This is a genomic window from Klebsiella sp. BIGb0138 (genome assembly GCF_004342285.1).
In the GTDB taxonomy this organism is placed as follows: domain Bacteria; phylum Pseudomonadota; class Gammaproteobacteria; order Enterobacterales; family Enterobacteriaceae; genus Klebsiella.
Genome location: NZ_SMCV01000002.1, coordinates 707,584 through 729,040, shown reverse-complemented (window position 1 = coordinate 729,040; position 21,457 = coordinate 707,584). Strand labels below are relative to the sequence as shown.

The 21,457-nt window shown below is 59.1% G+C and carries 22 protein-coding genes; 7 read left to right on the top strand and 15 right to left on the bottom strand.

Annotated elements, in window-relative coordinates:
* Positions 1-318: 318 nt before the first annotated feature.
* The 6 genes from galM to modE all read right to left on the bottom strand — a co-directional run bounded on the left by galM (position 319) and on the right by modE (position 7,117).
* Complete coding sequence (galM, locus tag EDF73_RS07810) at positions 319-1,362, bottom strand: galactose-1-epimerase (RefSeq protein WP_132728001.1); 1,044 nt, start codon at positions 1,360-1,362, stop codon at positions 319-321.
* On the bottom strand, positions 1,356-2,504 hold the full coding sequence (galK, locus tag EDF73_RS07805; protein ID WP_132727999.1) for a galactokinase: 1,149 nt from the start codon (positions 2,502-2,504) through the stop codon (positions 1,356-1,358). Before galK ends, galM begins: the two co-directional genes overlap by 7 nt.
* A gap of 2 nt (positions 2,505-2,506) precedes the next feature.
* Positions 2,507-3,553: a galactose-1-phosphate uridylyltransferase gene (gene galT / locus EDF73_RS07800; protein ID WP_132727996.1), complete on the bottom strand. Its 1,047-nt coding sequence runs from the start codon at positions 3,551-3,553 to the stop codon at positions 2,507-2,509.
* A gap of 9 nt (positions 3,554-3,562) precedes the next feature.
* Positions 3,563-4,579 (bottom strand): UDP-glucose 4-epimerase GalE, encoded by a 1,017-nt coding sequence (gene galE / locus EDF73_RS07795; RefSeq protein ID WP_132727993.1) that lies wholly within the window; start codon positions 4,577-4,579, stop codon positions 3,563-3,565.
* A 206-nt stretch (positions 4,580-4,785) separates the two neighbouring features.
* A complete protein-coding gene (modF, locus tag EDF73_RS07790) occupies positions 4,786-6,261 on the bottom strand; it encodes a molybdate ABC transporter ATP-binding protein ModF (RefSeq protein WP_132727990.1) in 1,476 nt (491 codons plus the stop codon).
* 67 nt (positions 6,262-6,328) lie between these two features.
* On the bottom strand, positions 6,329-7,117 hold the full coding sequence (modE, locus tag EDF73_RS07785; RefSeq protein ID WP_132727987.1) for a molybdenum-dependent transcriptional regulator: 789 nt from the start codon (positions 7,115-7,117) through the stop codon (positions 6,329-6,331).
* 153 nt (positions 7,118-7,270) lie between these two features.
* Between modE and EDF73_RS07780 the strand changes: the two genes are divergently transcribed.
* From EDF73_RS07780 to modC, 4 genes are all read left to right on the top strand, one after another.
* Positions 7,271-7,420 (top strand): AcrZ family multidrug efflux pump-associated protein, encoded by a 150-nt coding sequence (locus tag EDF73_RS07780; protein ID WP_132727984.1) that lies wholly within the window; start codon positions 7,271-7,273, stop codon positions 7,418-7,420.
* Between the two features lie 141 nt (positions 7,421-7,561).
* Positions 7,562-8,335 (top strand): molybdate ABC transporter substrate-binding protein, encoded by a 774-nt coding sequence (gene modA / locus EDF73_RS07775; RefSeq protein ID WP_132727981.1) that lies wholly within the window; start codon positions 7,562-7,564, stop codon positions 8,333-8,335.
* A complete protein-coding gene (modB, locus tag EDF73_RS07770) occupies positions 8,335-9,024 on the top strand; it encodes a molybdate ABC transporter permease subunit (protein ID WP_132727978.1) in 690 nt (229 codons plus the stop codon). The genes modA and modB overlap by 1 nt, the downstream gene beginning before the upstream one ends.
* A 2-nt stretch (positions 9,025-9,026) precedes the next feature.
* Positions 9,027-10,085: a molybdenum ABC transporter ATP-binding protein ModC gene (modC, locus tag EDF73_RS07765; RefSeq protein ID WP_132727975.1), complete on the top strand. Its 1,059-nt coding sequence runs from the start codon at positions 9,027-9,029 to the stop codon at positions 10,083-10,085.
* Here the strand turns inward: modC and EDF73_RS07760 are convergent, their stop codons facing one another.
* Positions 10,086-10,904 carry a pyridoxal phosphatase gene (locus EDF73_RS07760; protein WP_132727972.1) on the bottom strand — a complete coding sequence of 273 codons (819 nt, stop codon included), beginning with the start codon at positions 10,902-10,904 and terminating at the stop codon, positions 10,086-10,088. It abuts the gene before it with no gap.
* A 174-nt stretch (positions 10,905-11,078) separates the two neighbouring features.
* On the opposite strand from EDF73_RS07760, the gene pgl reads away from it, so the two are divergent.
* Positions 11,079-12,074 carry a 6-phosphogluconolactonase gene (gene pgl / locus EDF73_RS07755; protein ID WP_132727969.1) on the top strand — a complete coding sequence of 332 codons (996 nt, stop codon included), beginning with the start codon at positions 11,079-11,081 and terminating at the stop codon, positions 12,072-12,074.
* A 275-nt stretch (positions 12,075-12,349) separates the two neighbouring features.
* On the opposite strand, the gene EDF73_RS07750 is transcribed toward pgl, so the two are convergent.
* The 8 genes from EDF73_RS07750 to EDF73_RS07715 all read right to left on the bottom strand — a co-directional run bounded on the left by EDF73_RS07750 (position 12,350) and on the right by EDF73_RS07715 (position 18,877).
* Positions 12,350-12,979 carry an NrsF family protein gene (locus tag EDF73_RS07750; RefSeq protein ID WP_132727966.1) on the bottom strand — a complete coding sequence of 210 codons (630 nt, stop codon included), beginning with the start codon at positions 12,977-12,979 and terminating at the stop codon, positions 12,350-12,352.
* Positions 12,966-13,523, bottom strand: a complete 558-nt coding sequence (locus EDF73_RS07745; RefSeq protein ID WP_132727963.1) for a sigma-70 family RNA polymerase sigma factor — start codon at positions 13,521-13,523, stop codon at positions 12,966-12,968. Before EDF73_RS07745 ends, EDF73_RS07750 begins: the two co-directional genes overlap by 14 nt.
* A 17-nt stretch (positions 13,524-13,540) precedes the next feature.
* The gene (locus tag EDF73_RS07740; RefSeq protein ID WP_132727960.1) at positions 13,541-14,773 is read right to left on the bottom strand and encodes a thioredoxin family protein; all 1,233 of its coding nucleotides are present in this window, start codon (positions 14,771-14,773) and stop codon (positions 13,541-13,543) included.
* Between the two features lie 15 nt (positions 14,774-14,788).
* On the bottom strand, positions 14,789-15,361 hold the full coding sequence (locus EDF73_RS07735) for a peroxiredoxin (protein WP_132727957.1): 573 nt from the start codon (positions 15,359-15,361) through the stop codon (positions 14,789-14,791).
* Positions 15,362-15,479: 118 nt separating this feature from the next.
* Positions 15,480-16,283 carry a hypothetical protein gene (locus EDF73_RS07730; RefSeq protein ID WP_132727954.1) on the bottom strand — a complete coding sequence of 268 codons (804 nt, stop codon included), beginning with the start codon at positions 16,281-16,283 and terminating at the stop codon, positions 15,480-15,482.
* Positions 16,280-16,795: a sigma-70 family RNA polymerase sigma factor gene (locus tag EDF73_RS07725; protein ID WP_132727951.1), complete on the bottom strand. Its 516-nt coding sequence runs from the start codon at positions 16,793-16,795 to the stop codon at positions 16,280-16,282. The genes EDF73_RS07730 and EDF73_RS07725 overlap by 4 nt, the downstream gene beginning before the upstream one ends.
* 22 nt (positions 16,796-16,817) lie before the next feature.
* Positions 16,818-17,324: a tetratricopeptide repeat protein gene (locus tag EDF73_RS07720; protein ID WP_243655208.1), complete on the bottom strand. Its 507-nt coding sequence runs from the start codon at positions 17,322-17,324 to the stop codon at positions 16,818-16,820.
* A 269-nt stretch (positions 17,325-17,593) separates the two neighbouring features.
* Positions 17,594-18,877 (bottom strand): putative acyl-CoA thioester hydrolase, encoded by a 1,284-nt coding sequence (locus EDF73_RS07715; protein WP_132727945.1) that lies wholly within the window; start codon positions 18,875-18,877, stop codon positions 17,594-17,596.
* A 323-nt stretch (positions 18,878-19,200) separates the two neighbouring features.
* On the opposite strand from EDF73_RS07715, the gene hutI reads away from it, so the two are divergent.
* Positions 19,201-20,460, top strand: a complete 1,260-nt coding sequence (gene hutI, locus EDF73_RS07710; RefSeq protein WP_165905665.1) for an imidazolonepropionase — start codon at positions 19,201-19,203, stop codon at positions 20,458-20,460.
* Positions 20,457-21,413: a formimidoylglutamase gene (hutG, locus tag EDF73_RS07705; RefSeq protein ID WP_132727939.1), complete on the top strand. Its 957-nt coding sequence runs from the start codon at positions 20,457-20,459 to the stop codon at positions 21,411-21,413. Before hutI ends, hutG begins: the two co-directional genes overlap by 4 nt.
* The last annotated feature ends 44 nt before the right edge of the window (positions 21,414-21,457 follow it).

The window sequence follows — 21,457 nt, the reverse complement described above, 5'->3', positions numbered from 1 at the left end:
ATACACGCCATCTTCCGCGCTGCCTCAACGCTGGCAACCGGTGCGCTCCAGGATGGCATAGATGTCTATGCTCCCAGGAATTCACCCGGCTGCCGGCCCGACGCAACCCGAATGCTGTGGTGTATGCGTTTTATTGATTGATTACTATTCTCATTATATTGCCGTAATTTGAGCCACGGCAACGCTTATCCCTAACCATAGCGAAAATAGTGGCTCAGTGTAAGATGCTTGTAAATCGGCGGTTATCTTTTTGTCTGTAAGCGGCGTAATTTGCAGCAAAATGGCGAAAAAAAGCCCTCCGACAGGAGGGCTGGGGCATTATCCGGCGATGAACTGGTATTCAGTCAGGCTGACGTATTCCTCGCCGGGGCGCAATACGCAGTCTGGCTGTGGCCATTCCGGGTGATTGGGAGAATCCGGCAGGAATTCGCTTTCCAGCGCCAGACCCTGCCAGTCGGCATAAGGCCGATCCGTGCGCGACGGGGTGCCGCCGAGATAGTTACCGGAATAAAACTGCAGGGCGGGGGCGGAGGTATAGACCGTCATCTGCAGTTTTTCATCCTGCGACCAGACATGGGCGGCCGCCTGGCGAACATCGCCTTTGGCCTGCAGCAGGAATGCATGATCATACCCTTTCACTTTCTGCTGATCGTCATCGCGGAGGAAGTCGTCCGCCAGCACTTTCGGCGTGCGGAAATCAAAGCCGGTCAGCGTGACGTTTTGCAGCTCGCCGCCCGGGATGCCATCGCTTTCGACCGGCAGATATTGGTCGGCGAAAATTTGCAGCCGATGATTGCGGACATCGCTCAGCTGACCATCCAGATTGAAGTACACGTGGTTGGTCAGATTGACCGGGCAAGGCCGATCGACGGTGGCACGATACTCAATGGCGATGCGATTATCTTCGGTCAGACGATAGTGCGCCGTGGCGTTGAGGCTGCCCGGAAAGCCCTGATCGCCATCAGCGGATGCGAGGGCAAACAGCGCCTGATGTTCGTCCGCGCGGACAATCTGCCAGCGGCGTTTATCAAAGCCATCCGGCCCGCCGTGCAGCTGGTGGCCGGCTTCGCTCGTGGGCGTCAGGGCGATAGTCTGGCCATCCAGCGTGAAGCGGCTGTTGGCAATTCGGTTGGCATACCGGCCCACCGAGGCGCCGAGATAGGCCGCCTGATGGTTATACTGTTCCGGGGTCGCGCAGCCGAGCAGCGCTTCGCGAACCTCGCCATCGGCCAGCGTTATGCGAGCCGATAACAGCGTGGCACCCCAGTCCATTAGCGTCACTTCCATCCCGGCGTCATTACGCAGGGTGATCAGATTCCACGGCTGGCCGTCCGGCGCGCGTTCGTTGGTTTGATTCAGCACTGGCCAGCCCCCTGTGACGGTTTGCAGACGTAGAAGGTCTCTTTAATGCCGGTTTCCGCTTCATACCGGGCCGCAACGGCCTGCTGAACGGTATCCACCAGCGCTTCCGGTACCAGCGCCACAACACAGCCGCCGAAGCCGCCGCCGGTCATGCGAACGCCGCCTTTATCGCCAATGGCGGCTTTGACAATCTCGACCAGGGTATCAATTTGCGGGACGGTAATTTCGAAATCATCGCGCATCGAGGCGTGAGACTCGGCCATCAGCTCCCCCATACGCTTCAGGTCGCCTTTCTCCAGCGCGCTGGCGGCTTCGACGGTGCGGGCGTTTTCGGTCAGTACGTGACGAACGCGTTTCGCTACCACCGGGTCCAGCTCATGGGCAACGGCGTTGAACTCGGCAATTTTGACATCGCGCAGCGCCGGCTGCTGGAAGAAACGCGCGCCGGTTTCGCACTGTTCACGGCGGGTATTGTATTCGCTGCCGACCAGGGTACGTTTAAAATTACTGTTGATGATCACCACCGCGACGCCCCTGGGCATCGATACGGCTTTGGTACCTAAAGTACGGCAGTCAAGCAGCAGCGCATGATCTTTCTTACCCAGTGCAGAGATCAACTGGTCCATGATGCCGCAGTTACAGCCCACGAACTGGTTTTCCGCCTCCTGACCGATGAGGGCGATTTGCGTCCCGTCCAGCGGCAGATGGTACAGCTGCTGGAAAACGGTACCGACCGCCACTTCCAGCGAGGCGGAGGAGCTTAAACCGGCACCCTGCGGCACGTTGCCGCTGATCACCAGATCCGCGCCGCCAAAATGGTTATGGCGTTTTTGCAGATGTTTCACCACGCCGCGCACATAGTTTGACCACTGCTGGCTGTCGTGGCTGACAATCGGCTTATCCAGGGAGAATTCATCGCTCTGATTTTGGTAGTCAGCGGCAATCACCCGCACGATGCGGTCAGCCCGCGGCGCGCAGCTGATGACCGTCTGATAATCGATCGCGCAAGGGAGTACGAAGCCGTCGTTATAGTCGGTATGCTCACCGATCAGATTGACGCGACCCGGTGCCTGAATAACATGGCTGGCGGGGTAGCCGAATTTTTCAGCAAACAGGGTTTGGGTTTTCTCTTTCAGACTCATTGTTATTCTCCGGATTCGCGAAAATGAACGTCGCTGACGGCCCGCAGGCGCCCGGCGGCTTGTTCCGCCGTCAGATCGCGCTGGGTTTCGGCCAGCATTTCGTAGCCGACCATAAATTTGCGCACCGTCGCGGAACGCAGCAGCGGCGGATAAAAGTGGGCATGTAGCTGCCAGTGATTATTGTCTTCGCCATTAAACGGCGCGCCGTGCCAGCCCATGGAGTAGGGGAATGAGCACTGGAACAGGTTGTCGTAACGGCTGGTCAGCTTTTTCAGCGCCAGCGCAAGGTCGCTGCGCTGCGCTGCGGTTAAATCGGTAAGACGTTGCACGTGCGCTTTCGGCAGCAGCAGCGTCTCAAATGGCCACGCCGCCCAGTAAGGCACAACGGCCAGCCAATGTTCAGTTTCGACCACCGTCCGGCTGCCGTCGGCTAATTCACGCTGCACGTAAGCCACCAGCATTGGCGAACCCTGTTCGGCGAACCAGGCTTTTTGCAGGCGATCTTCGCGTTCGGCTTCATTGGGCAGGAAGCTGTTGGCCCATACCTGGCCGTGCGGGTGCGGGTTGGAGCAGCCCATCGCCGCTCCTTTATTCTCAAAAACCTGCACCCACGGGTAGGTTGCGCCCAGATCGGCGGTCTGCTCCTGCCACGTTTTAACCACCTCTTCCAGCGCTTCGACGCTCAGCTCGGGCAGCGTTTTGCTGTGATCTGGCGAGAAGCAGATGACCCGACTGGTGCCGCGCGCGCTCTGGCAGCGCATCAGCGGATCGTCGCTTTCCGGAGCATCGGGGGTATCGGTCATCAGTGCCGCGAAGTCGTTGGTAAACACGTAGGTCCCGGTGTAGTTCGGGTTGGTGTCTCCCGTGACGCGGGTATTACCCGGGCACAGGAAGCAATCCGGATCGTGCGCCGGCAGGGTTGACCTGGCCGGCGTTTCCTGCGCCCCCTGCCAGGGGCGTTTGGCGCGATGCGGTGAAACCAGAATCCACTGCCCGGTTAACGGGTTATAACGACGATGCGGATGGTCGACGGGGTTAAATACGTTCATGACGGTTCCTTAGTCTGGATAACCCTGCGGATGACGAGACTGCCAGTGCCAGGTGTCCTGCGCCATTTCGTCAAGGTTGCGGGTCACGCGCCAGTTCAACTGCTGGTCAGCTTTTTGGGCGTCGGCCCAGTAGGCCGGGAGATCGCCATCGCGACGCGGAGCGAAATGGTAGTTTACGGGTTTGCCACAGGCTTTGCTGAAGGCATTAATGACGTCAAGGACGCTGCTGCCAACGCCTGCGCCGAGGTTATAGATATGTACGCCAGCTTTGCCAGCCAGTTTTTCCATCGCCGCGACGTGGCCGTCGGCGAGGTCCATGACGTGGATATAGTCGCGTACGCCGGTACCATCAGGGGTGGGGTAATCATTGCCGAAGACGGCCAGCGATTCGCGACGGCCCACGGCCACCTGGGCAATGTAGGGCATCAGGTTGTTCGGAATACCCTGCGGGTCTTCACCCATGTCGCCTGATGGATGCGCGCCGACCGGGTTGAAGTAGCGCAGCAGCGCAATGCTCCAGTCGGGCTGGGCTTTTTGCAGGTCGGTGAGGATTTGCTCAACCATCAGTTTGCTTTTGCCATATGGGCTTTGCGGCGTACCGGTGGGGAAACTTTCGACGTAAGGGATCTGCGGCTGATCGCCGTAGACGGTTGCCGAGGAGCTGAAAATAAAGTTCTTCACGCCGGCGGCGCGCATGGCGGAGACTAATTTTAGTGTGCCGGTTACGTTATTGTCGTAGTATTCCAGTGGTTTGGCGACGGATTCGCCGACGGCCTTCAGGCCGGCGAAGTGGATCACTGCTTCTATCGCGTGATCGTGCAGGATTTCCGTCATCAACGCTTCGTTACGAATATCGCCTTCGATAAAGGTGGTTTTAGCCCCGCCGAGACGCTCCATGACCGGTAATACGCTGCGCTTACTGTTGCAGAGATTATCGAGAATAATCACTTCATGCCCCTGCTGTAACAGTTGCACACAGGTATGACTTCCAATGTAACCGCTACCACCCGTAACCAGTACTTTCATGATTCGCTCCAATAGGCTTATCGTATGTGAAGAAGATAGCATACCAAAGAAGTCAAAAGTGTGACACAGGGCAAATTGGTGGAATCGTTTACACAAGGGTGAGAAACAGAAGGTTTATGAGTATTTTTGTTTTAAAACATTACGTTATTCGGTGTTCCTGACATTTTTCTGAAAAAAACAGGGAGCCGCGGACCCCCTGTTTTGCTTTAGTGCACGAGTGTACCGACCTGATAAGTGTAACCGTCTCCACTCTTCACAAACTCCAGACGGTGGGTAATGCAGTCCGGCGCGTCTTCCGCATGATGGGAGACAAACAGCAGCTGGGTGGCCCCTTCGCTAATCAGCACATCGACAAAACGGCGCACCAGCTGTCGGTTGAGCGGGTCCAGACCCTGCAACGGTTCGTCAAGAATCAATAGCGTCGGGTGTTTGACCAGCGCCCGGACGATCAGCGCCAGCCGCTGCTGCCCCCAGGAGAGGCTGTGGAATGGCGCATCGGCGGTACGCTTGTCGATACCGAGGATATCCAGCCAGTTTTGCACCAGATGGCGTTGCTTATCGGAAACGGCCTGATAAATGCCGATAGAGTCGAAATAGCCCGACAGAATCACGTTGCGCACCGTGGTGCTGACGCGGTATTCAAGGTGCAGGCTGCTGCTGACGTAGCCAATATGCTTTTTGATATCCCAGATGGTTTCACCGCTGCCGCGACGGCGGCCAAACAGGGTGAGATCGTTACTATACCCCTGCGGATGATCGCCGGTGACCAGGCTAAGCAGGGTCGATTTTCCGGCGCCGTTGGGGCCGACGATCTGCCAGTGCTCGCCGGGATTAACCGTCCAGCTCAGGTGCTCAATGATCGGCCGATCGTTATACGACACCACGCCGTCATTGAGGACGATGCGCGGCGCGTCGGCTTCAAGAGCGTGGCGGGCGGCGGGGGCATCCGGCTCCGGCAGGGTCATGCCGTCGAGTTTTTCGCTGTGCGCCAGCTGGGCAATCAGCGCCTGTTGCAGCAGCGCCTGCTTTTCACCGGTTTCGCTCAGGGTGCAATCCGCCAGTACTCCGGCAAACTGAACAAATGGCGGTATTTCATCGAACCGATTGAGCACCAGCACCAGCGTGATGCCCGCGTCGTGCAGCGTTTCAAGCAGCCCGGCAAGCTGTTGACGGGAGGCGACATCAAGGCCGTCAAAGGGTTCGTCGAGGATCAGCAAATCCGGCTGCGCCATCAGCGCCTGGCATAGCAGCGTTTTACGCGTCTCGCCGGTAGAGAGATATTTAAAGCGACGCTGGAGCAGGCTGGTAATGCCAAACAGTTCGGCGAGGCGTGCGCAACGGACGGCGTCTTTGCACTCATCCTGGATGATCTCTTCCGTTGTGCGGCCGGTGTCTTCTTCGCCGGGACTGAGCAAATCCGTATTGTTGCGCTGCCACTCGTCGCTGACCAGCTTCTGCAGTTGTTCAAATGAGAGGCGGGTCATGCGGGAAAAGCGGCTTTCACGCTGGCCGGAGAGCAGGGTGAGTTCACCGGACAGCGCGCGGGCCAGCGCGGATTTCCCGCTGCCGTTGCTGCCGACAAAAGCCCAGCTTTCGCCAGCGCCAACGGCGAGGTGTTCAATCGTTAACGTTTTTGTGTCGCTCAGGCGAAACGTGCCTTGCGAAATTTGCAATGATGACATTGTGTATCCCACTTTTTGCAGCGATTTACCACAGGGATACGACGTCACGCGCGGGTTGTCAATCCCGTCAGCATAACGTGGCGAGAATGATGCGATCCGCATTGAAATATGCTATCGCCTCAGCACCTTCTGCCAGATCACGGGTCTGATCCACGGGTAAGGTTGCGCACAGGCTCTGACCATCCGGCAGCGCCATCAGGACTTCACACTGTTCAGCCCCATATTCAATATGGCTGATGCGCCCGGCGAGCTGATTGTCGGCTGCTCCGGCGACGGCCGGATCCTGAGTGATGCCCACCCACGGGGCTTTTAGCAGCACCAGCACTTCCTGACCCTCGTCGAGGCCCAGGCGATCGGCGCTTTGGGCGGTGATGGCAACTTTGAAGCGGGTCTGGCGATCGGCGAGTAGCACTTCGACATGCTGCTGCACCTGCTGGTGGTCGCGGCCGGTGATGGTGCCGAACCACTGGTTACGCGCGCTGGTTTGCAAAGAGAAGCGCGAGATGGCGGCCAGCAGGCTGTCGAGGGGCAGGGCGTCGTCATCGCTCAGCACGTCGAAGGCTTTCTGTTGAATTTGCGCCAGCAGATCGTAAAGCTGAATCAGCCGCTGGCCGTAGCGGGTCAGCACCGCGCCGCCGCCGCCTTTACCGCCGGTGGCGCGCTCGACCAGCGTCTGCTCGCTGAGCTGATTCATTTCATTGATCGCATCCCATGCGCTTTTATAGCTGATGCCCGCGTTTTTCGCCCCCTGGCTAATGGAGCCGGTACCATCGATCTGCTTTAGCAGGGCGATGCGACGGGGATCGGCGAACAGGCGCTGCTGTAACTTAAGGGTCAGAAGAATTTCGGCCTGCATAATAATATCCTGGCAAAAAAGGGTATTGTGACCGATAGCGGTCATCTTGCAAGATACATCTGTCGCCCGGCTCCGCCGGCCACCGCACAAATGGGGCGTGTTTTTCCAGCTGAAACGGTTACAATAAACTATTCGTACTTTCTGGAGCCCATTATGTTAGAGCTATTGAAAAGTCTGGTTTTTGCCGTTGTCATGGTCCCTGTGGTGATGGCGATCATCCTGGGCCTGATTTACGGTCTGGGCGAAGTGTTCAACATCTTCTCCGGCGTCGGTCACAAAGATCGCGGCCAGCACAACAACTGATTTCCCAACGCCCGGTTTTACCGGGCGTTTTTATATATCCCGCTCTTTTGATCCTCCTCTACTTACCACCAATTCGCGCTGGGAAAACCCTTGTCTTATCGTTATATTAGCCCCTACATAACGCACTCACAGGAGTTTCAGATGGCACGTCAATGGTTACGCTTGTTTGCCGGAGCGACATTAACGCTCTCCGTTGCTGGTCACGCGCTGGCGGAAGAAGGAAAGATCACCGTTTTTGCCGCGGCATCGTTAACGAATGCAATGCAGGACATTGCCAAAGAGTATAAGAAAGAAAAAAACGTCGAGGTGGTCTCCTCGTTCGCCTCTTCATCGACGCTGGCCCGGCAAATCGAAGCGGGGGCGCCTGCTGACCTGTTTATCTCTGCTGACCAGAAATGGATGGACTACGCGGTCGAGAAAAAAGCGATTGATACCGCCTCGCGTGAAACGCTGCTCGGCAATAGCCTGGTGGTGGTGGCGCCTAAAGCCAGCGCTCAGGGAGAGATCGCGATCGACAACAAAACCGACTGGACCAGCCTGCTGAAAGGCGGCCGCCTGGCGGTTGGCGATCCGGAACACGTCCCGGCGGGCATCTACGCTAAAGAAGCGCTGCAAAAACTGGGCGCCTGGGAAACGTTGTCGCCTAAACTGGCTCCGGCGGAAGACGTACGCGGCGCGCTGGCGCTGGTTGAACGTAACGAAGCGCCATTGGGGATTGTTTACGGCTCCGATGCGGTTGCCAGCAAAGGGGTGAAAGTGGTGGGGACCTTCCCGGAAGATTCGCATCAGAAAGTGGAATATCCGCTGGCTATCGTCGATGGGCATAAAAATGCGACGGTGAGCGCGTTTTATGACTATCTGAAAGGGCCGCAGGCGGCAGCTATCTTCAAACAATACGGATTTACGACCCGCTAATGTTCTTAAGCGATCCCGAATGGCAGGCGGTATTGCTCAGCCTGAAAGTCTCCTCCCTGGCGGTGGTATTAAGCCTACCTTTTGGGATCTTTATCTCCTGGCTGCTGGTCAGGCGTAATTTCCCCGGCAAAGCGCTGCTCGACAGCGTTATCCACCTGCCGCTGGTGCTACCGCCGGTGGTGGTGGGCTATCTGTTATTGATTGCAATGGGGCGGCGCGGGTTTATCGGCAGCTGGCTGTACGACTGGTTCGGTCTGACCTTTGCCTTTAGCTGGCGCGGCGCGGTACTGGCGGCGGCGGTGATGTCGTTTCCGCTGATGGTGCGGGCCATTCGTCTGGCGCTGGAAGGCGTCGACGTTAAGCTCGAGCAGGCGGCGCGAACCCTGGGCGCCGGGCGTTGGCGGGTGTTTTTCACCATTACGCTACCGCTGACGCTGCCGGGCATTATCGTCGGTACGGTGCTGGCCTTCGCCCGTTCGCTGGGGGAATTCGGCGCCACCATTACCTTTGTCTCCAATATTCCCGGTGAAACGCGGACCATCCCTTCGGCGATGTATACCCTGATTCAAACCCCGGGCGGTGAAAGCGCCGCCGCGCGTTTATGTCTGATTTCGATTGTGCTGGCGCTGATTTCGCTGCTGGTTTCTGAATGGCTGGCCCGTCTCAGCCGGACGCGGACGGGGAAATAGCGATGCTTGAACTCAATTTTACCCAGACGCTGGGCAACCACTGCCTGAGGATCAATGAAACGCTGCCCACCAGCGGGATTACCGCCGTTTTCGGCGTTTCCGGAGCGGGAAAAACCTCGTTGATTAATGCCATCAGCGGCCTGACCCGCCCGCAGCAGGGGCGGATTGTACTCAACGGCAGGGTGCTCAATGATGTCGATAAGCGTATCTGCCTGGCGCCGGAAAAACGGCGTATCGGCTATGTTTTTCAGGATGCGCGCCTGTTCCCACACTATAAGGTTCGCGGCAATCTGCAGTACGGCATGGCGAAAAGCATGGCAAGCCAGTTTGATAAGCTGGTGGCGCTGCTGGGGATTGAGCATCTGCTTGAACGCCTGCCCGGCGGGCTTTCCGGCGGTGAAAAGCAGCGGGTCGCCATCGGCCGGGCGCTATTAACCGCCCCCGAGCTGCTGCTGCTCGATGAGCCGCTGGCATCGCTCGATATTCCGCGCAAACGTGAACTGCTGCCATACCTTCAGCGCCTGGCGCGTGAAATCCATATCCCGATGCTTTACGTCAGCCACTCGCTGGACGAGATTCAGCACCTGGCGGATAACGTGCTGGTGCTGGAAGGGGGCGTGGTGAAAGCTTTTGGCGACCTTGAGGCGGTGTGGGGCAGCAGCGTGATGCATCCCTGGCTGCCGCAGGAGCAGCAGAGCACGATTCTCAACGTCTCGGTTGCCGCCCGGCATCCGCACTATGCGATGACCGCGCTGGCGCTCGGCGAGCAGCAGCTGTGGGTCAATCACCTTGACCGGCCGATCGGCGAGGCGGTGCGCATTCGTATTCAGGCGTCCGATGTGTCGCTGGTCCTGCGGCCGCCGCAGCAGACCAGCATTCGCAATATCCTACCGGCGCAGGTGGTGCAGTGCATGGAAACGCACGGGCAGATCGAGGTACAGCTGAACGTCAGCGGCCGTACGCTATGGGCGCGCATCAGCCCGTGGGCCAGAGATGACCTGGGGATTACGCCAGGCCAATCGCTGTATGCGCAGATTAAAAGCGTGTCGATTACCGCCTGATCACAGCAGATGGCGGTTGATAAAATCGGCAATACTGTTGCTTTCGTTGTCGCCGATGACGACGTTGGCGCGGGCTTTGACTTCGTCAACCGCATTGCCCATCGCCACCCCGGTACCGGCGGCTTCCAGCATGCTGAGGTCATTATAGTTATCGCCGAAGGCCACCACCTCCTGCATCGACAGCCCCTGAGCTTCCACCCACTGCGCCAGGCGCTTGCCTTTACTGTTGCCGGCGCGGGCGATATCGACCTGATCGTGCCACGACCATTCGCACTCCAGACCCAGCGTCTGCCCCACCTGCAGGGCGAACCGCTGCAGTTTAGGAATGTCCTCATCGGTGAGGGCAAACTTCCATACCGCCTTGACGTCGCGTGCGGCCTGCGCCAGCGAATCGACCTGGGTAAACACCGGGCGTTGCTCGGCGGGCAGCGACTGCGCCCAGCGGGTCGTGCGAATAACGTGCCCGGTCGGGCGTTCATACAGCATCGCGTCGTCAACGTACATCAGGCCGTGAATATCGTGCTCGGCCAGCATCCCGGTCAGGCTCAGCGCTTTATCTACCGGCATCGGATCGGACTGCAGAACCTTTTTTGCCTGATAATCATACAAATAAGTGCCATTACAGCAAATTGCAGGTGTATCCAGAGCCAGTGCCTGATAAAAAGGATGGATAGCGACGTGATGTCGGCCAGTGACGACGATCGCCTGGAACCCTGCCGCTCTGGCGCGCGCCAGCGCTTCCAGCGAGGCGGGCAGGATCGTTTTGTTGGAGGTGAGCAGGGTGCCGTCTAAATCCAGTGCAATCACGCGTGGGGTCATGTGTTGTTTCCGGTTAATGGTGAAAAAATTGCCTGGCATGATGGTACACCGCTCTCTCTCAGGGGCAAATTTTTCAGCATCTACCGTTAAAAGAGTCTATACATTGCATCAAAGAAGCAGCTTGATGAATGAAATGTATACGTTTTTCCATGTGCAGTGAGGAAAGGAGCAGTCATGAAACAAACCGTTTATACCGCCAGCCCGGAAAGCCAGCAGATTCATGTCTGGAGCCTGGATCTTGAGGGGCAGCTCAAACTTGTGCAGGTTGTTGACGCCCCAGGCCAGGTTCAGCCGATGGTGGTGAGCCCGAATAAAGAGTATCTCTACGTCGGCGTGCGTCCGGAGTTTCGCGTCCTGGCTTACCGCATTGCGCCAGATAACGGCGCGTTGACCTTCGCCGGCGAGGCGGCGCTGCCGGGCAGCCCGACGCATATTTCAACCGACCATCAGGGGCGTTTCGTGTTCAGCGCCTCCTACAACGCCGGTTGCGTGAGCGTGACGCCGCTGATTGATGGCCTGCCGGGGGAAACGGTGACCGTTGTTGAAGGGCTGGAAGGCTGCCACTCGGCCAATATTTCCCCGGATAATCGTACCCTGTGGGTACCGGCGCTGAAGCAGGATCGCATCTGTCTGTTTAACCTCAGCGATGACGGTTTCCTGTCCGCGCAAGACCCGGCGGAAGTGACCACCGTTGAGGGGGCTGGCCCACGTCATATGGTGTTCCATCCCAATCAGCAGTACGGTTACTGTGTGAACGAACTGAACAGCTCCGTCGACGTGTGGGAGCTGAAAGATCCGAATGGCAATATTGCGCGTGTACAAACGCTGGATATGATGCCTGCTGATTTTACCGATGTACGCTGGGCGGCGGATATTCACCTGACGCCGGATGGCCGCCATCTTTATGCCTGCGACCGTACCGCCAGCATTATTACCGTCTTCAGCGTATCCGAAGATGGCAGCGTGTTGTCGGTTGAAGGCTATCAGCCGACCGAAGCGCAACCGCGCGGTTTTAACCTCGATCACAGCGGTAAATACCTGATCGCCGCCGGGCAGAAATCGCATCATATCGCGGTCTATGAGATTAGCGCAGAGCAGGGGCTGCTGACCGAGAAAGGGCGTTACGCCGTGGGCCAGGGGCCAATGTGGGTGGTGGTTAACGCTTATTAAGCCGCGCCTCGCCGTGGCTAATGCTGGTCACTTAAGGTGGCCAGCAGGTTTTTGGCGTGATGCCGGTAAACGGCGGTTTGGGCGAAGTGCGTTTGTCGTTCGTGCTGTGGAATATTCCACCGCCCGAGTGATGAGACCGTGCTTTCGCCTCCTAAAAAGAAAGCCTTGCGGCATGCTATGAACATGGCGGATGGCCCGACCGGACATCGTTGCTGAACGTGCAGATAACGTCAAAAAATTATCTCCGTAGCGGCGACCCGCCACCGAAAACGCGTCTACTCCAGCGCCACCCAGCGCCTGCCGACAATGACCGTCAGCGCCACAATCGTCGCTATCGCCGCCAGATGCGTGACAAAATCCAGCGCATGCAGATGTACCGGATGGCAAAACGCCAGCAGGCTGACCGCCAGACAGGCAATTCCCAGCCCCGCCATCGCCAGGCTACGCACCGGATGCAGCGACCGGCTACGACGCAGGCTGGCGATCATCAGCGCCATCATCGGCGTACTGACCACCAGTAAAAAGATAAAGCAGGGCACGCTGTCATTATCCGCCGTCAGCGGTGGCTGATGCGGGATGCTGCTGATACTCAACCCCAGCCACATCACCCCAATGGGGAGCAGGGCTTTCCAGCTGAGGTGACGGCGGCCGGCAATACTCATATTGAAGGCGCTGAGAATGGCCAGCGTGCCGAGTAAAAAAGCCAGCAGCAGCTGGACCACCGCCCACGGGGCGCCGGGCTGCGACCAGTCGGTCGGGCTGCGTTGGACCAGAAAACTGGCGGCGATGGCGCAGGGAAGCGCGGCGGCCAGCCATGCCAGCACGCGCCAGCCGGTAGGGCGCAGCCGTTTTACCGGCCGCATGCCGCGCCCCAGTTTTTCAATCAACAGGTCATGATCGGTCATGATGAGCTCCAAAGCGGCGCAGATTTTTCAGCGCCCGATGCAGCAGCGATTTCACCGCTGCGACACTCAGATTGTGATGCGCGGCGGCCTCCGTCAGGCTCATTTCGCGCAGATGAACATGCTCCACGATAGCTTTCTGGCGAGAGGGGAGCTGGTTCAGGTACCCCGCCAGTTCCTCCCGACTATCCCACCGCGGCGGTTCCGGGGCCGTCGCCGTTTCCGGCAGCGTCTCTTCAGGGATTTCCCAATGCTGATAGCGCCCGCGGCGGCGCAGCGCATCGATGGCGCGCGCCGCGATAATCGCCATCAGCCAGGGTAAAAAAGGGAAGGCCGGATCGTAGGTATGGCGCACCCGATGCACCGTCAGCAGGACATCCTGAATCACGTCTTCGACTAAGGCCTCATCGGCGATGCGTTTACGTATCTGCGAACGAATCACCGGCACCAGCGCCTTAAGTAACCGGGTGTAGGCGCGCTGATCGCCCGCCTGTGCCTGTGCCATTAGCGCGGGCCAGCTTTCGCGCGCGCTATCGTTGGTTTCCATAATCCGCCTTGTTGCGTTTACACCTTTTTGCTGGTCGCCTGATTCAACGCGTTTACGACGATGCCCGGCGTCAGAACCTGCGGCAGTACTTTGGGCGGCCCGCCGTCGGCCGGGTAAACCACGTACAGCGGCAGACCGCCCTGGCCAAACTGATTCAGCGCATCATCGACATCCGGGTTAAATTTAGTCGAATCTGCGATCATATACAGCGTGCCGGTTTTTGCCAGCGCCTCTTTGACCGCCTGAGTCGAGAGCGAGGTTTTCTCGTTTACCTGACAGGTGATGCACCACGAGGCGGTGAAGTTAACAAAGATAGCCTGGCCGTGGCCGCGCCGGGACTCAACCGCCTGCGGCGTCCATTTTTCCGCGGCGACGTCGGCGCTAGTCCGGGCGCCCGGCTGCGCTGAGTCCGGATCAATCAGGCCGACCAGCGGGGCGATGACCGCCAGCGCGAGCGCCGCCGTGACGCCAAACAGAACCTTATGCCCTTTGCCCTGATAACGCCGCTGCTGCGCGATACCGTATAGCCAGGCGGCAAAGCTTAGCACCACGGATGCCGCCAGCAGCGTGGCCAGCGCGCCGCTCCCGGCCTGCTGCGCCAGCACCCATACCAGCCAGGCATACGCGCCAAACATCGGAAACGCCAGTACGCGTTTGAGTATATCCATCCACGCGCCCGGACGCGGCAGGAGAGTGGCCAGCGCCGGAAACAGCGAGACCAGGGTGAACGGCGCGGAAAAACCCAGCGCCAGAGCGAAGAACACTGCTAATGCCGTGGCCGGGGGCTGCACCAGCGCATAGCCGATGGCGCTGGCCATAAACGGTGCCGCACACGGGGTGGCGACGATAATGGCCAGCGCGCCGGTTAACGCCGAGCGGATAAAGGCGCCGCGTCCCATCTCCAGGGCGCCAACGCGCTGTGCCGCCAGCCCGACCTCGAACACGCCGAGCAGGTTGAGCGCCGCACCGAGGATCACCAGCGCAAGCAGGGCAATCACCAGCGGAGACTGCAGCTGGAACCCCCAGCCGACGGCGAGGCCCCCGGCGCGGGCCGCCAGCAGAATACCCGCCAGCGCCATCATGGTGATCATCACGCCAAGTAAAAATGCCAGCCCTTCGCGACGGGCGCTGGCGGCATTATCCGGGTGACGCAGGAGCCCGAGCGCTTTCAGGGAGATGACCGGAAAAACGCAGGGCATAAAGTTGAGTATAATGCCGCCCATAAAGGCGGCCAGCATGGCGGTTATCATCGCTGGCCTCTTCGCTTAATGAGTTTGCGGATGTGCAGCGTCGTACTGTTTCACCGCCGCCAGGGTTTTCTCGATATGAGTCTCCGGGTTTCGGTCCGTGTAGCTGAGCAGAATGTTGCCATCGGGGGCAATCACGTACGAGGTCCGGTCGGACAGGGTCTTGCCTTTCATCTCCATCAGCGTTTGATACTGCGCCGCCACTTTGGCGCCCGGGTCTGCGGCGACCGCGAACTTATCGCGGCACTCCAGTTTCGAGAAATCACTCACCTGGTCGGTGTTACCGGCGGTCACGCCAATCACGGTGGCCCCCATTTTTGTAAAGTCATCGGTGGCTTCGGCAAAATCATGAGCTTCAATGGTGCAGCCCGCGCTGAAGGCGGCCGGGAAGAAATAGAGCACCACCGGACCTTTTTGTAATGCCTGCTGCAATGAGAAAGTGATCGGTTTACCGGCTAAGGCGCCCTGCAGTTCGAAAGCGGGGGCCTTGGCGCCGACGGGCAGCGCCGCAGCGGCGTTGAACGCGGTGGCGGACAGGCCCAGCGCGACGGTCATGGTCAGAGTACGAGCGAGGTTTTTCATACGTTTCATTATCAGCTCCTGCGATGTAAGGGAGTTCCGGTTGGGTGACTCCACTATTCAGTTCGCCGCAGTGAGGGGAAAAGTTTCGCTGGGGAAAAAATATTTAGCAGGTCACCGGGAGGGCGGGTTACGCCAGCAGACGCTGTAACTGGCGCGCGTTCGTGTGCAATTGCGCGCCAGGGTTGCGGCCAAGCAATACGAACTGATACCCCCGGTTGCGCCACCAGGCGATATTCATCCCGTGCCGCTGCTCAGCGTTAATCGCCGCGCTGCTCTGCTGACGATCCGGCGAGATACACAGCGCCATCGGGCCATATTCGGCGTGAATCCACGCAATTTGCGTAATGGTGGTGCTGTCATAGCGCAACATGCGAACCATTTTCAGCTCCGCGCCCGGCAGGGTGAGCTGCTGCTCGCTGAGAGTTAAACCGATGTCCTCGGTGGTACGCGCCAGGCCTCGTTGCAACACTGCGGGTGAACTGTCCATGTCGAGCAGCGTTTCCGTGCTGTAGAGCGACATGTAGCGGGCTTCAAGATCGCGAATATTTTCACTGTCGTCAGGCGCGCTCGCGCCTGGCCGCGCCAGGTAGCCTAATCCGCTGCCGATCAGCAAAAAACTGAGCGAGGCGGCAATCATGGCGCGGCGGCTAAACTGCGGATGGGAGACGTCGCCATCCGCGGCGGGCAGCGCCGCCAGCTGCGCGTCGAGCCGGCTCTGCATCCGTGCCACCGGGGCTTCATCGAGCAAGGGGGCAAAGGCCTGCGGGTAATGTTGATTGTTGCCCATCAGCTCGGCGATGCGCCCGGCCAGCAGCGGGTCGTCCCGGAATGCGGCTTCGAACCGGCGCGCATCGGCCTCACTCATTTCGCCATCCAGCCAGGCGACGATCGCTTCATCGCCGTAAGGCGGGGTAAAACATAACGATTTCAAGAGGGTATCTCCTTGGCTGAGGGTGGGGCCGCGACCGTTTTTGCCAGCGTAGCGCGCGCCGCCGCCAGCCGGCTCATCACCGTGCCGATGGGGACTGACAGCGTGTCCGCCGCCTCCTGATAGGTAAATCCTTCAACATACACTAAGAATACGGTATTGCGCTGCGCCTCAGGGAGTGCGGCGACCCGTTGCATAATCTGCTGATAATACAGGCGATCCTCGCTCATTTCGCGGCTGTCGGGCGCCGTCAGCTCTTCACTATCCACAAATCCCTGCCCCATGCGTACGTGGCGCGCGCGTAGCTCTGAGATCCAGATGGAGTGCAAAATGGAGAATAACCACCTGTCTATACGCGTCCCGGGGGTAAACTGCGCGCTCTTTTCGAGCGCGCGTACGCAGGTCGACTGAACCAGCTCTTCAGCAATATCGCGGTTGCGCGAGAGGATCAGTCCATAGCGCCAAAGGCGCGACAGATGAGCGGCAAGCTGTGAGCGAACTTCACTGGTTGTAATTTTCTTACCCTCGCGGCGCTATTCAGGATTCAGGATGTCCGTCGATCGCGGCGCGTAAATCCCGGTACTCCTCGCAGCCCTGTCCGCAAATTCCGGCGATGACCTGCAGCTGTTCCTGCGCCAGATCCCGGCGGCCTTTAATCATCCAGGCCTCGCCAAGATATTCGCGCGCTTTCGCGTAATTGGGCGCCAGCGCCAGCGAACGCTGATAATAGCCGATACCTTCATCCGTACGTCCAAGCTTGCGGGTCGCATAGCCGCGGTAGTTCCAGGCCTCGGCCGTATTGCGGTTCTTCAGGGAATCCAGCAGGTTTAACGCCGCCTGATATTCGCCTTTTTTAGCCAGGTGGTAGGCGTAGTTGGTCTTATCCTGATCGCTAAGGCTGCTGGTTTTTGCCGGTACGCATTTTTTACTGACGCTGTCGTAAATCTGTCCATTGGGGCAGTCCGGGGTTTTGCTCTCGGTGCTATTATCGCCCATGGCAAAGGTCTGCGATGCATAGAATAAACATAGCAGTGCCGGGACCATTAAGCGGCGTGCTGTGGGCAGGAAGGGGGAATATAGGGTGTTCATCTTCGTCTCCGTGGCGGCGAAACAGGGAGCCAGGCCACATCCGGCGTAATACGGCGAATGAGGGCGACAGGCCATGATGTTCTGACAATGCGTAAACGTATGAGCGGGGATTTTTATTCGTTCACCCGCAGTTTTTTTTGCAGCCAGCAGAGAAGAGGGGGCGGCAGGCCAGGCGGTCGCCGCTGGAGGAAGCCAAGGGGGAGTGCCTCCCCCTTGATCAAACGTTACTGCCTGGGCTCAGCAACAATGACGCTGCCCACGCCGCGGTTATTGTATTCCCACATGCGGTTGAAGCTGGCGTCGTTGAGGTTACGCTGCGGATTGCCTTTTTCATCCGCGGTGCCGGTATTAGCGCTGAACGCGCGGTTAGAGACCGCCGCATCGGCCCACGGCTTAGCCACATTGAAGCCTTCATTGATGACGCTATCGCGGATCACGACCTGACCATTGGTCGCGCTGTCGACATCCAAAGAGCGCCCCAGCTGCGCAACGCCATCGCCGGAAGCGGTAAAGCGGCTGTTCACCGCCAGGAAACCGTAGGTGACGCTTTTCAACGTCGCCGGTGCGAAGACATAGCCTTCTTTCTGCGTGCGGGAATTCACCACCCGGAAATCGGTGTTATCAAATACGACGGCGCCGCGGCCGGCAACGATATCGACGTCGCCTTCAATATAGCTGTTGCTCACCAGGGTTCGGGTCTGGCGATCGTTCTGCAGACGGTTCTGTACGCCGCTGTTGGTGACGAAGAAGGTGTTCTGACGTCCCAGGATGTTGACGTTGTTAATCTGTACCTTGTCGCCATCGCTGCGTAGCGCCACGGCCTGGTGCGTTCCGGCATCCACGCTATCGCCGAGGTTGTTGGCGATGGTCAGGTTCTGCAGCTGCAGGCCGTTATTCTGCGACCAGAATACCGCCGAGCACATGACGCCCACGGTGGCGGTACGTTTGCTCTGGCAGCTATCGAACATATACCACGCAGGTTTACCCGGCATGTATTTCCCGGCCGGGTTCACCAGGTGGCGCCAGGTGTTGGTATCCATCTCGGAATCAATGGCCTGGCTAATTTTGACATCCAGCGGTTTTTCGCCGGTACCGTACAGCGTTATCGCTCCGGGCGCAGCCGGCACATAGACGGTACCGGTATATTCCCCGGGCTGAATGGCAATAAACTGGCGACGGTCGGAGTGACGCGCGATGGCCGCATCGACGGCTGCCTGAATCGTGGTGTGGGTCACGCCCTGGCCGCCCGCCGGGCCGACAACGAAGTCAGGCTGGGCTGGCGGGCTAATGGCCGCCGGAGTCCACGCCGCGGCGTTGGGATCCAGAGACTGGAAATAGCTGGCGGCGGTGAAATTTTTGGCTTCATCGGCCGTTAACACAGGGCGAGAGGCGGTGCCCGGCGCAGTCTGCGTGGAGGGCTGTTGATCGGCAGGGGTTGAACTACAGGCGGACAACGTCACGCCGAAGGCCAGTGCCAGCGTCAGGCGGGAAACTGAGAATGTGTTCATGTTGCTCCGGGCAAGAATCAATTAACAAGACCTGTGATACTCCGGGTTGCCTCTGCGTTCGCGCGTTCATGGCTATTCACCGCGCAGCAACCCGAATTATGTGGGGTGTAATTATACAAAAATCATTCCCGCAGCGTGAACCTTGCAAGGAATGAACGGCGTGTATAAGTCCTTTAAAACCTGCTTTTTATACTAAGTTGAGCGAAACGGGAAGATGCTGAGCGAAAAAGTTGCCGCAATTGTGGCAGGCGCTGGCTCCTGCCCTCGCGTTCAGTCACAAAAAAATAACAATTACGCCAGCTGGTGTTGACATTCAGTGCGTAATGAAAATAAATGTCTATACAACCCATGACAAGTTAACTGCTATGACTGAAGCCATTTCCGATCGCGTTATCTGGCGAAATGCCCGCCTTGCCACCCTGACTCCGCATGACTCGCGGCCTTATGGCCTGCTGGATAAACATGCGCTGCTGGTCCGCCACGGCCGTATTGAAGGTATTGTGCCTGAAAACGATGCCCCTGCCGGGCGCAGCGTTGATCTTGGCGGCAGACTGCTGACGCCGGGGCTGATTGACTGTCATACCCATCTGGTTTTCGGCGGCAGCCGGGCCCAGGAGTGGGAGCAGCGTCTGAACGGCGTTTCCTATCAGACGATTAGCGCCAGCGGCGGCGGGATTAACTCAACGGTACGCGCCACCCGCGAGAGCAGCGAAGCGCAGCTGTTGGCGCTGGCCCAACAGCGGCTGGATCGCCTGCTGCGTGAAGGCGTCACCACGCTGGAAATTAAGTCCGGCTATGGCCTGGATCTGGAGAACGAGCGCAAAATGCTGCGGGTGGCGCGTCGCCTGGCGGAGAACAATGCGCTAGAACTGTCGCCGACGCTGCTGTCCGCCCATGCCACGCCGCCGGAATATAAAGACGATCCGGACGCTTATATTACGCTGGTCTGTGAAACCCTGCTGCCGGTGCTGTGGCAGGAGGGGCTATTCGAAAGCGTCGATGTATTCTGTGAAAACGTCGGCTTCAGCCCGCAGCAAACCGAACGCGTGTTTCAGGCCGCTCAGGCCCGCGGGATCCCGGTCAAGGGGCATGTCGAGCAGCTTTCGTCCCTCGGCGGCGCGCAGCTGGTGAGCCGCTATCATGGCCTTTCCGCCGACCATATCGAATATCTGACGGAAGAGGGGGTGGCCGCGATGAGCCGCAGCGCCACGGTGGCGGTTCTGCTGCCCGGCGCGTTCTATTTCCTGAATGAGACCCGTAAACCGCCGGTCGATCTGCTGCGGCAATACCAGGTCCCGATGGCTGTCGCCACGGATTACAACCCGGGCACCAGCCCGTTCGCCAGCCTGCATCTGGCGATGAACATGGCCTGCGTCAAATTTGGCTTAACCCCGGAAGAGGCGTGGGCGGGGGTTACCCGGCATGCCGCGCAGGCGCTGGGGCGTCAGCACAGCCACGGTCAGCTGGCGAGCGGGTTTGTCGCTGATTTTGCTATCTGGGATGCAGAGCATCCGGTTGAAATGGTGTATGAGCCGGGACGTAGCCCGCTCTGGCGCCGCGTGGTGCGAGGAGAAATGCAATGACGTTGTGGCAACCTACGCCCGCCGATATCTGGCAAGGGCGTGACGACAGCGCGGAAGCCGCCAACGCGCTGCGCCTGTTCCAGACCATGGCGCGGGCCGAGCGCTTTGCGCCCGCGGCGCAGCCGGGAGACATCGCCCTGTTGGGATTCGCCTGTGACGAAGGCGTGCGGCGCAATCGCGGGCGCGCCGGGGCCGAAAAGGGGCCTGAGATCTTACGCCGGGCGCTGGCGAATATGGCCAGCCACAGCGGGCACGATCGCTGTGTGGATATGGGTAACATCGTGGTCGTCGGCGAGGCGCTGGAGGAGGCTCAGCAGGCGCTGCGTGATGCGGTGGCGGCCTGCCAGCGCGCGGGCAAACGTACGCTGGTGCTTGGCGGCGGACATGAAACGGCCTTTGGCCATGGCGCGGGGGTGCTTGATGCCTTCCCCGATGAGAAGGTCGGAATTATCAACCTCGATGCCCACCTCGATTTACGCATTGCCGGGCAGGCGAGCTCAGGAACGCCGTTCCGCCAGCTGGCGCTGGAGTGCGACGCGCAGCGGCGCGGTTTTCATTATACCTGCTTCGGGGCCAGCCGCGCGGCGAATACCCAGGCGCTGTGGGATGAAGCCGCGCGCCGTCAGGTGCGGGTGATTGAAGATCTGGACGTTATCGAGGCTTTTGAATTACGCGTAATGCCGGAAATCGCCCGCAATATCGCCCTGTACGATCGGCTCTATCTGACCATCGATCTGGACGTGCTGCCGGGGCGCGACATGCCGGCGGTGTCAGCGCCAGCGGCGTTGGGCGTGCCGCTGGCGACATTGCTGCGCATCGTCGAGCCGCTGTGCCGCAGCGGCAAGCTGCAGGCGGTCGACCTGGTGGAGTTTAATCCGCAGTTTGACATTGATAGTCAGGGCGCCCGCGCAGCGGCCCGGCTGGCATGGCAAATCGCCCATTGGTGGCGCTGACGATTCAGTATATTCTGATCGTTTCGCCGCCCATTGAGTATAAG

Bases quoted from the DNA above. Each gene is read 5' to 3' on its own strand.
- galK (WP_132727999.1), bottom strand. From the start codon at position 2,504: ATGAGTCTGAAAGAGAAAACCCAAACCCTGTTTGCTGAAAAATTCGGC.
- galT (WP_132727996.1), bottom strand. From the start codon at position 3,553: ATGAACGTATTTAACCCCGTCGACCATCCGCATCGTCGTTATAACCCG.
- galE (WP_132727993.1), bottom strand. From the start codon at position 4,579: ATGAAAGTACTGGTTACGGGTGGTAGCGGTTACATTGGAAGTCATACC.
- modF (WP_132727990.1), bottom strand. From the start codon at position 6,261: ATGTCATCATTGCAAATTTCGCAAGGCACGTTTCGCCTGAGCGACACA.
- modE (WP_132727987.1), bottom strand. From the start codon at position 7,117: ATGCAGGCCGAAATTCTTCTGACCCTTAAGTTACAGCAGCGCCTGTTC.
- EDF73_RS07780 (WP_132727984.1), top strand. From the start codon at position 7,271: ATGTTAGAGCTATTGAAAAGTCTGGTTTTTGCCGTTGTCATGGTCCCT.
- modA (WP_132727981.1), top strand. From the start codon at position 7,562: ATGGCACGTCAATGGTTACGCTTGTTTGCCGGAGCGACATTAACGCTC.
- modB (WP_132727978.1), top strand. From the start codon at position 8,335: ATGTTCTTAAGCGATCCCGAATGGCAGGCGGTATTGCTCAGCCTGAAA.
- modC (WP_132727975.1), top strand. From the start codon at position 9,027: ATGCTTGAACTCAATTTTACCCAGACGCTGGGCAACCACTGCCTGAGG.
- EDF73_RS07760 (WP_132727972.1), bottom strand. From the start codon at position 10,904: ATGACCCCACGCGTGATTGCACTGGATTTAGACGGCACCCTGCTCACC.
- pgl (WP_132727969.1), top strand. From the start codon at position 11,079: ATGAAACAAACCGTTTATACCGCCAGCCCGGAAAGCCAGCAGATTCAT.
- EDF73_RS07750 (WP_132727966.1), bottom strand. From the start codon at position 12,979: ATGACCGATCATGACCTGTTGATTGAAAAACTGGGGCGCGGCATGCGG.
- EDF73_RS07745 (WP_132727963.1), bottom strand. From the start codon at position 13,523: ATGGAAACCAACGATAGCGCGCGCGAAAGCTGGCCCGCGCTAATGGCA.
- EDF73_RS07740 (WP_132727960.1), bottom strand. From the start codon at position 14,773: ATGATAACCGCCATGCTGGCCGCCTTTATGGGCGGCATTATACTCAAC.
- EDF73_RS07735 (WP_132727957.1), bottom strand. From the start codon at position 15,361: ATGAAACGTATGAAAAACCTCGCTCGTACTCTGACCATGACCGTCGCG.
- EDF73_RS07720 (WP_243655208.1), bottom strand. From the start codon at position 17,324: ATGGTCCCGGCACTGCTATGTTTATTCTATGCATCGCAGACCTTTGCC.
- EDF73_RS07715 (WP_132727945.1), bottom strand. From the start codon at position 18,877: ATGAACACATTCTCAGTTTCCCGCCTGACGCTGGCACTGGCCTTCGGC.
- hutI (WP_165905665.1), top strand. From the start codon at position 19,201: ATGAAAATAAATGTCTATACAACCCATGACAAGTTAACTGCTATGACT.
- hutG (WP_132727939.1), top strand. From the start codon at position 20,457: ATGACGTTGTGGCAACCTACGCCCGCCGATATCTGGCAAGGGCGTGAC.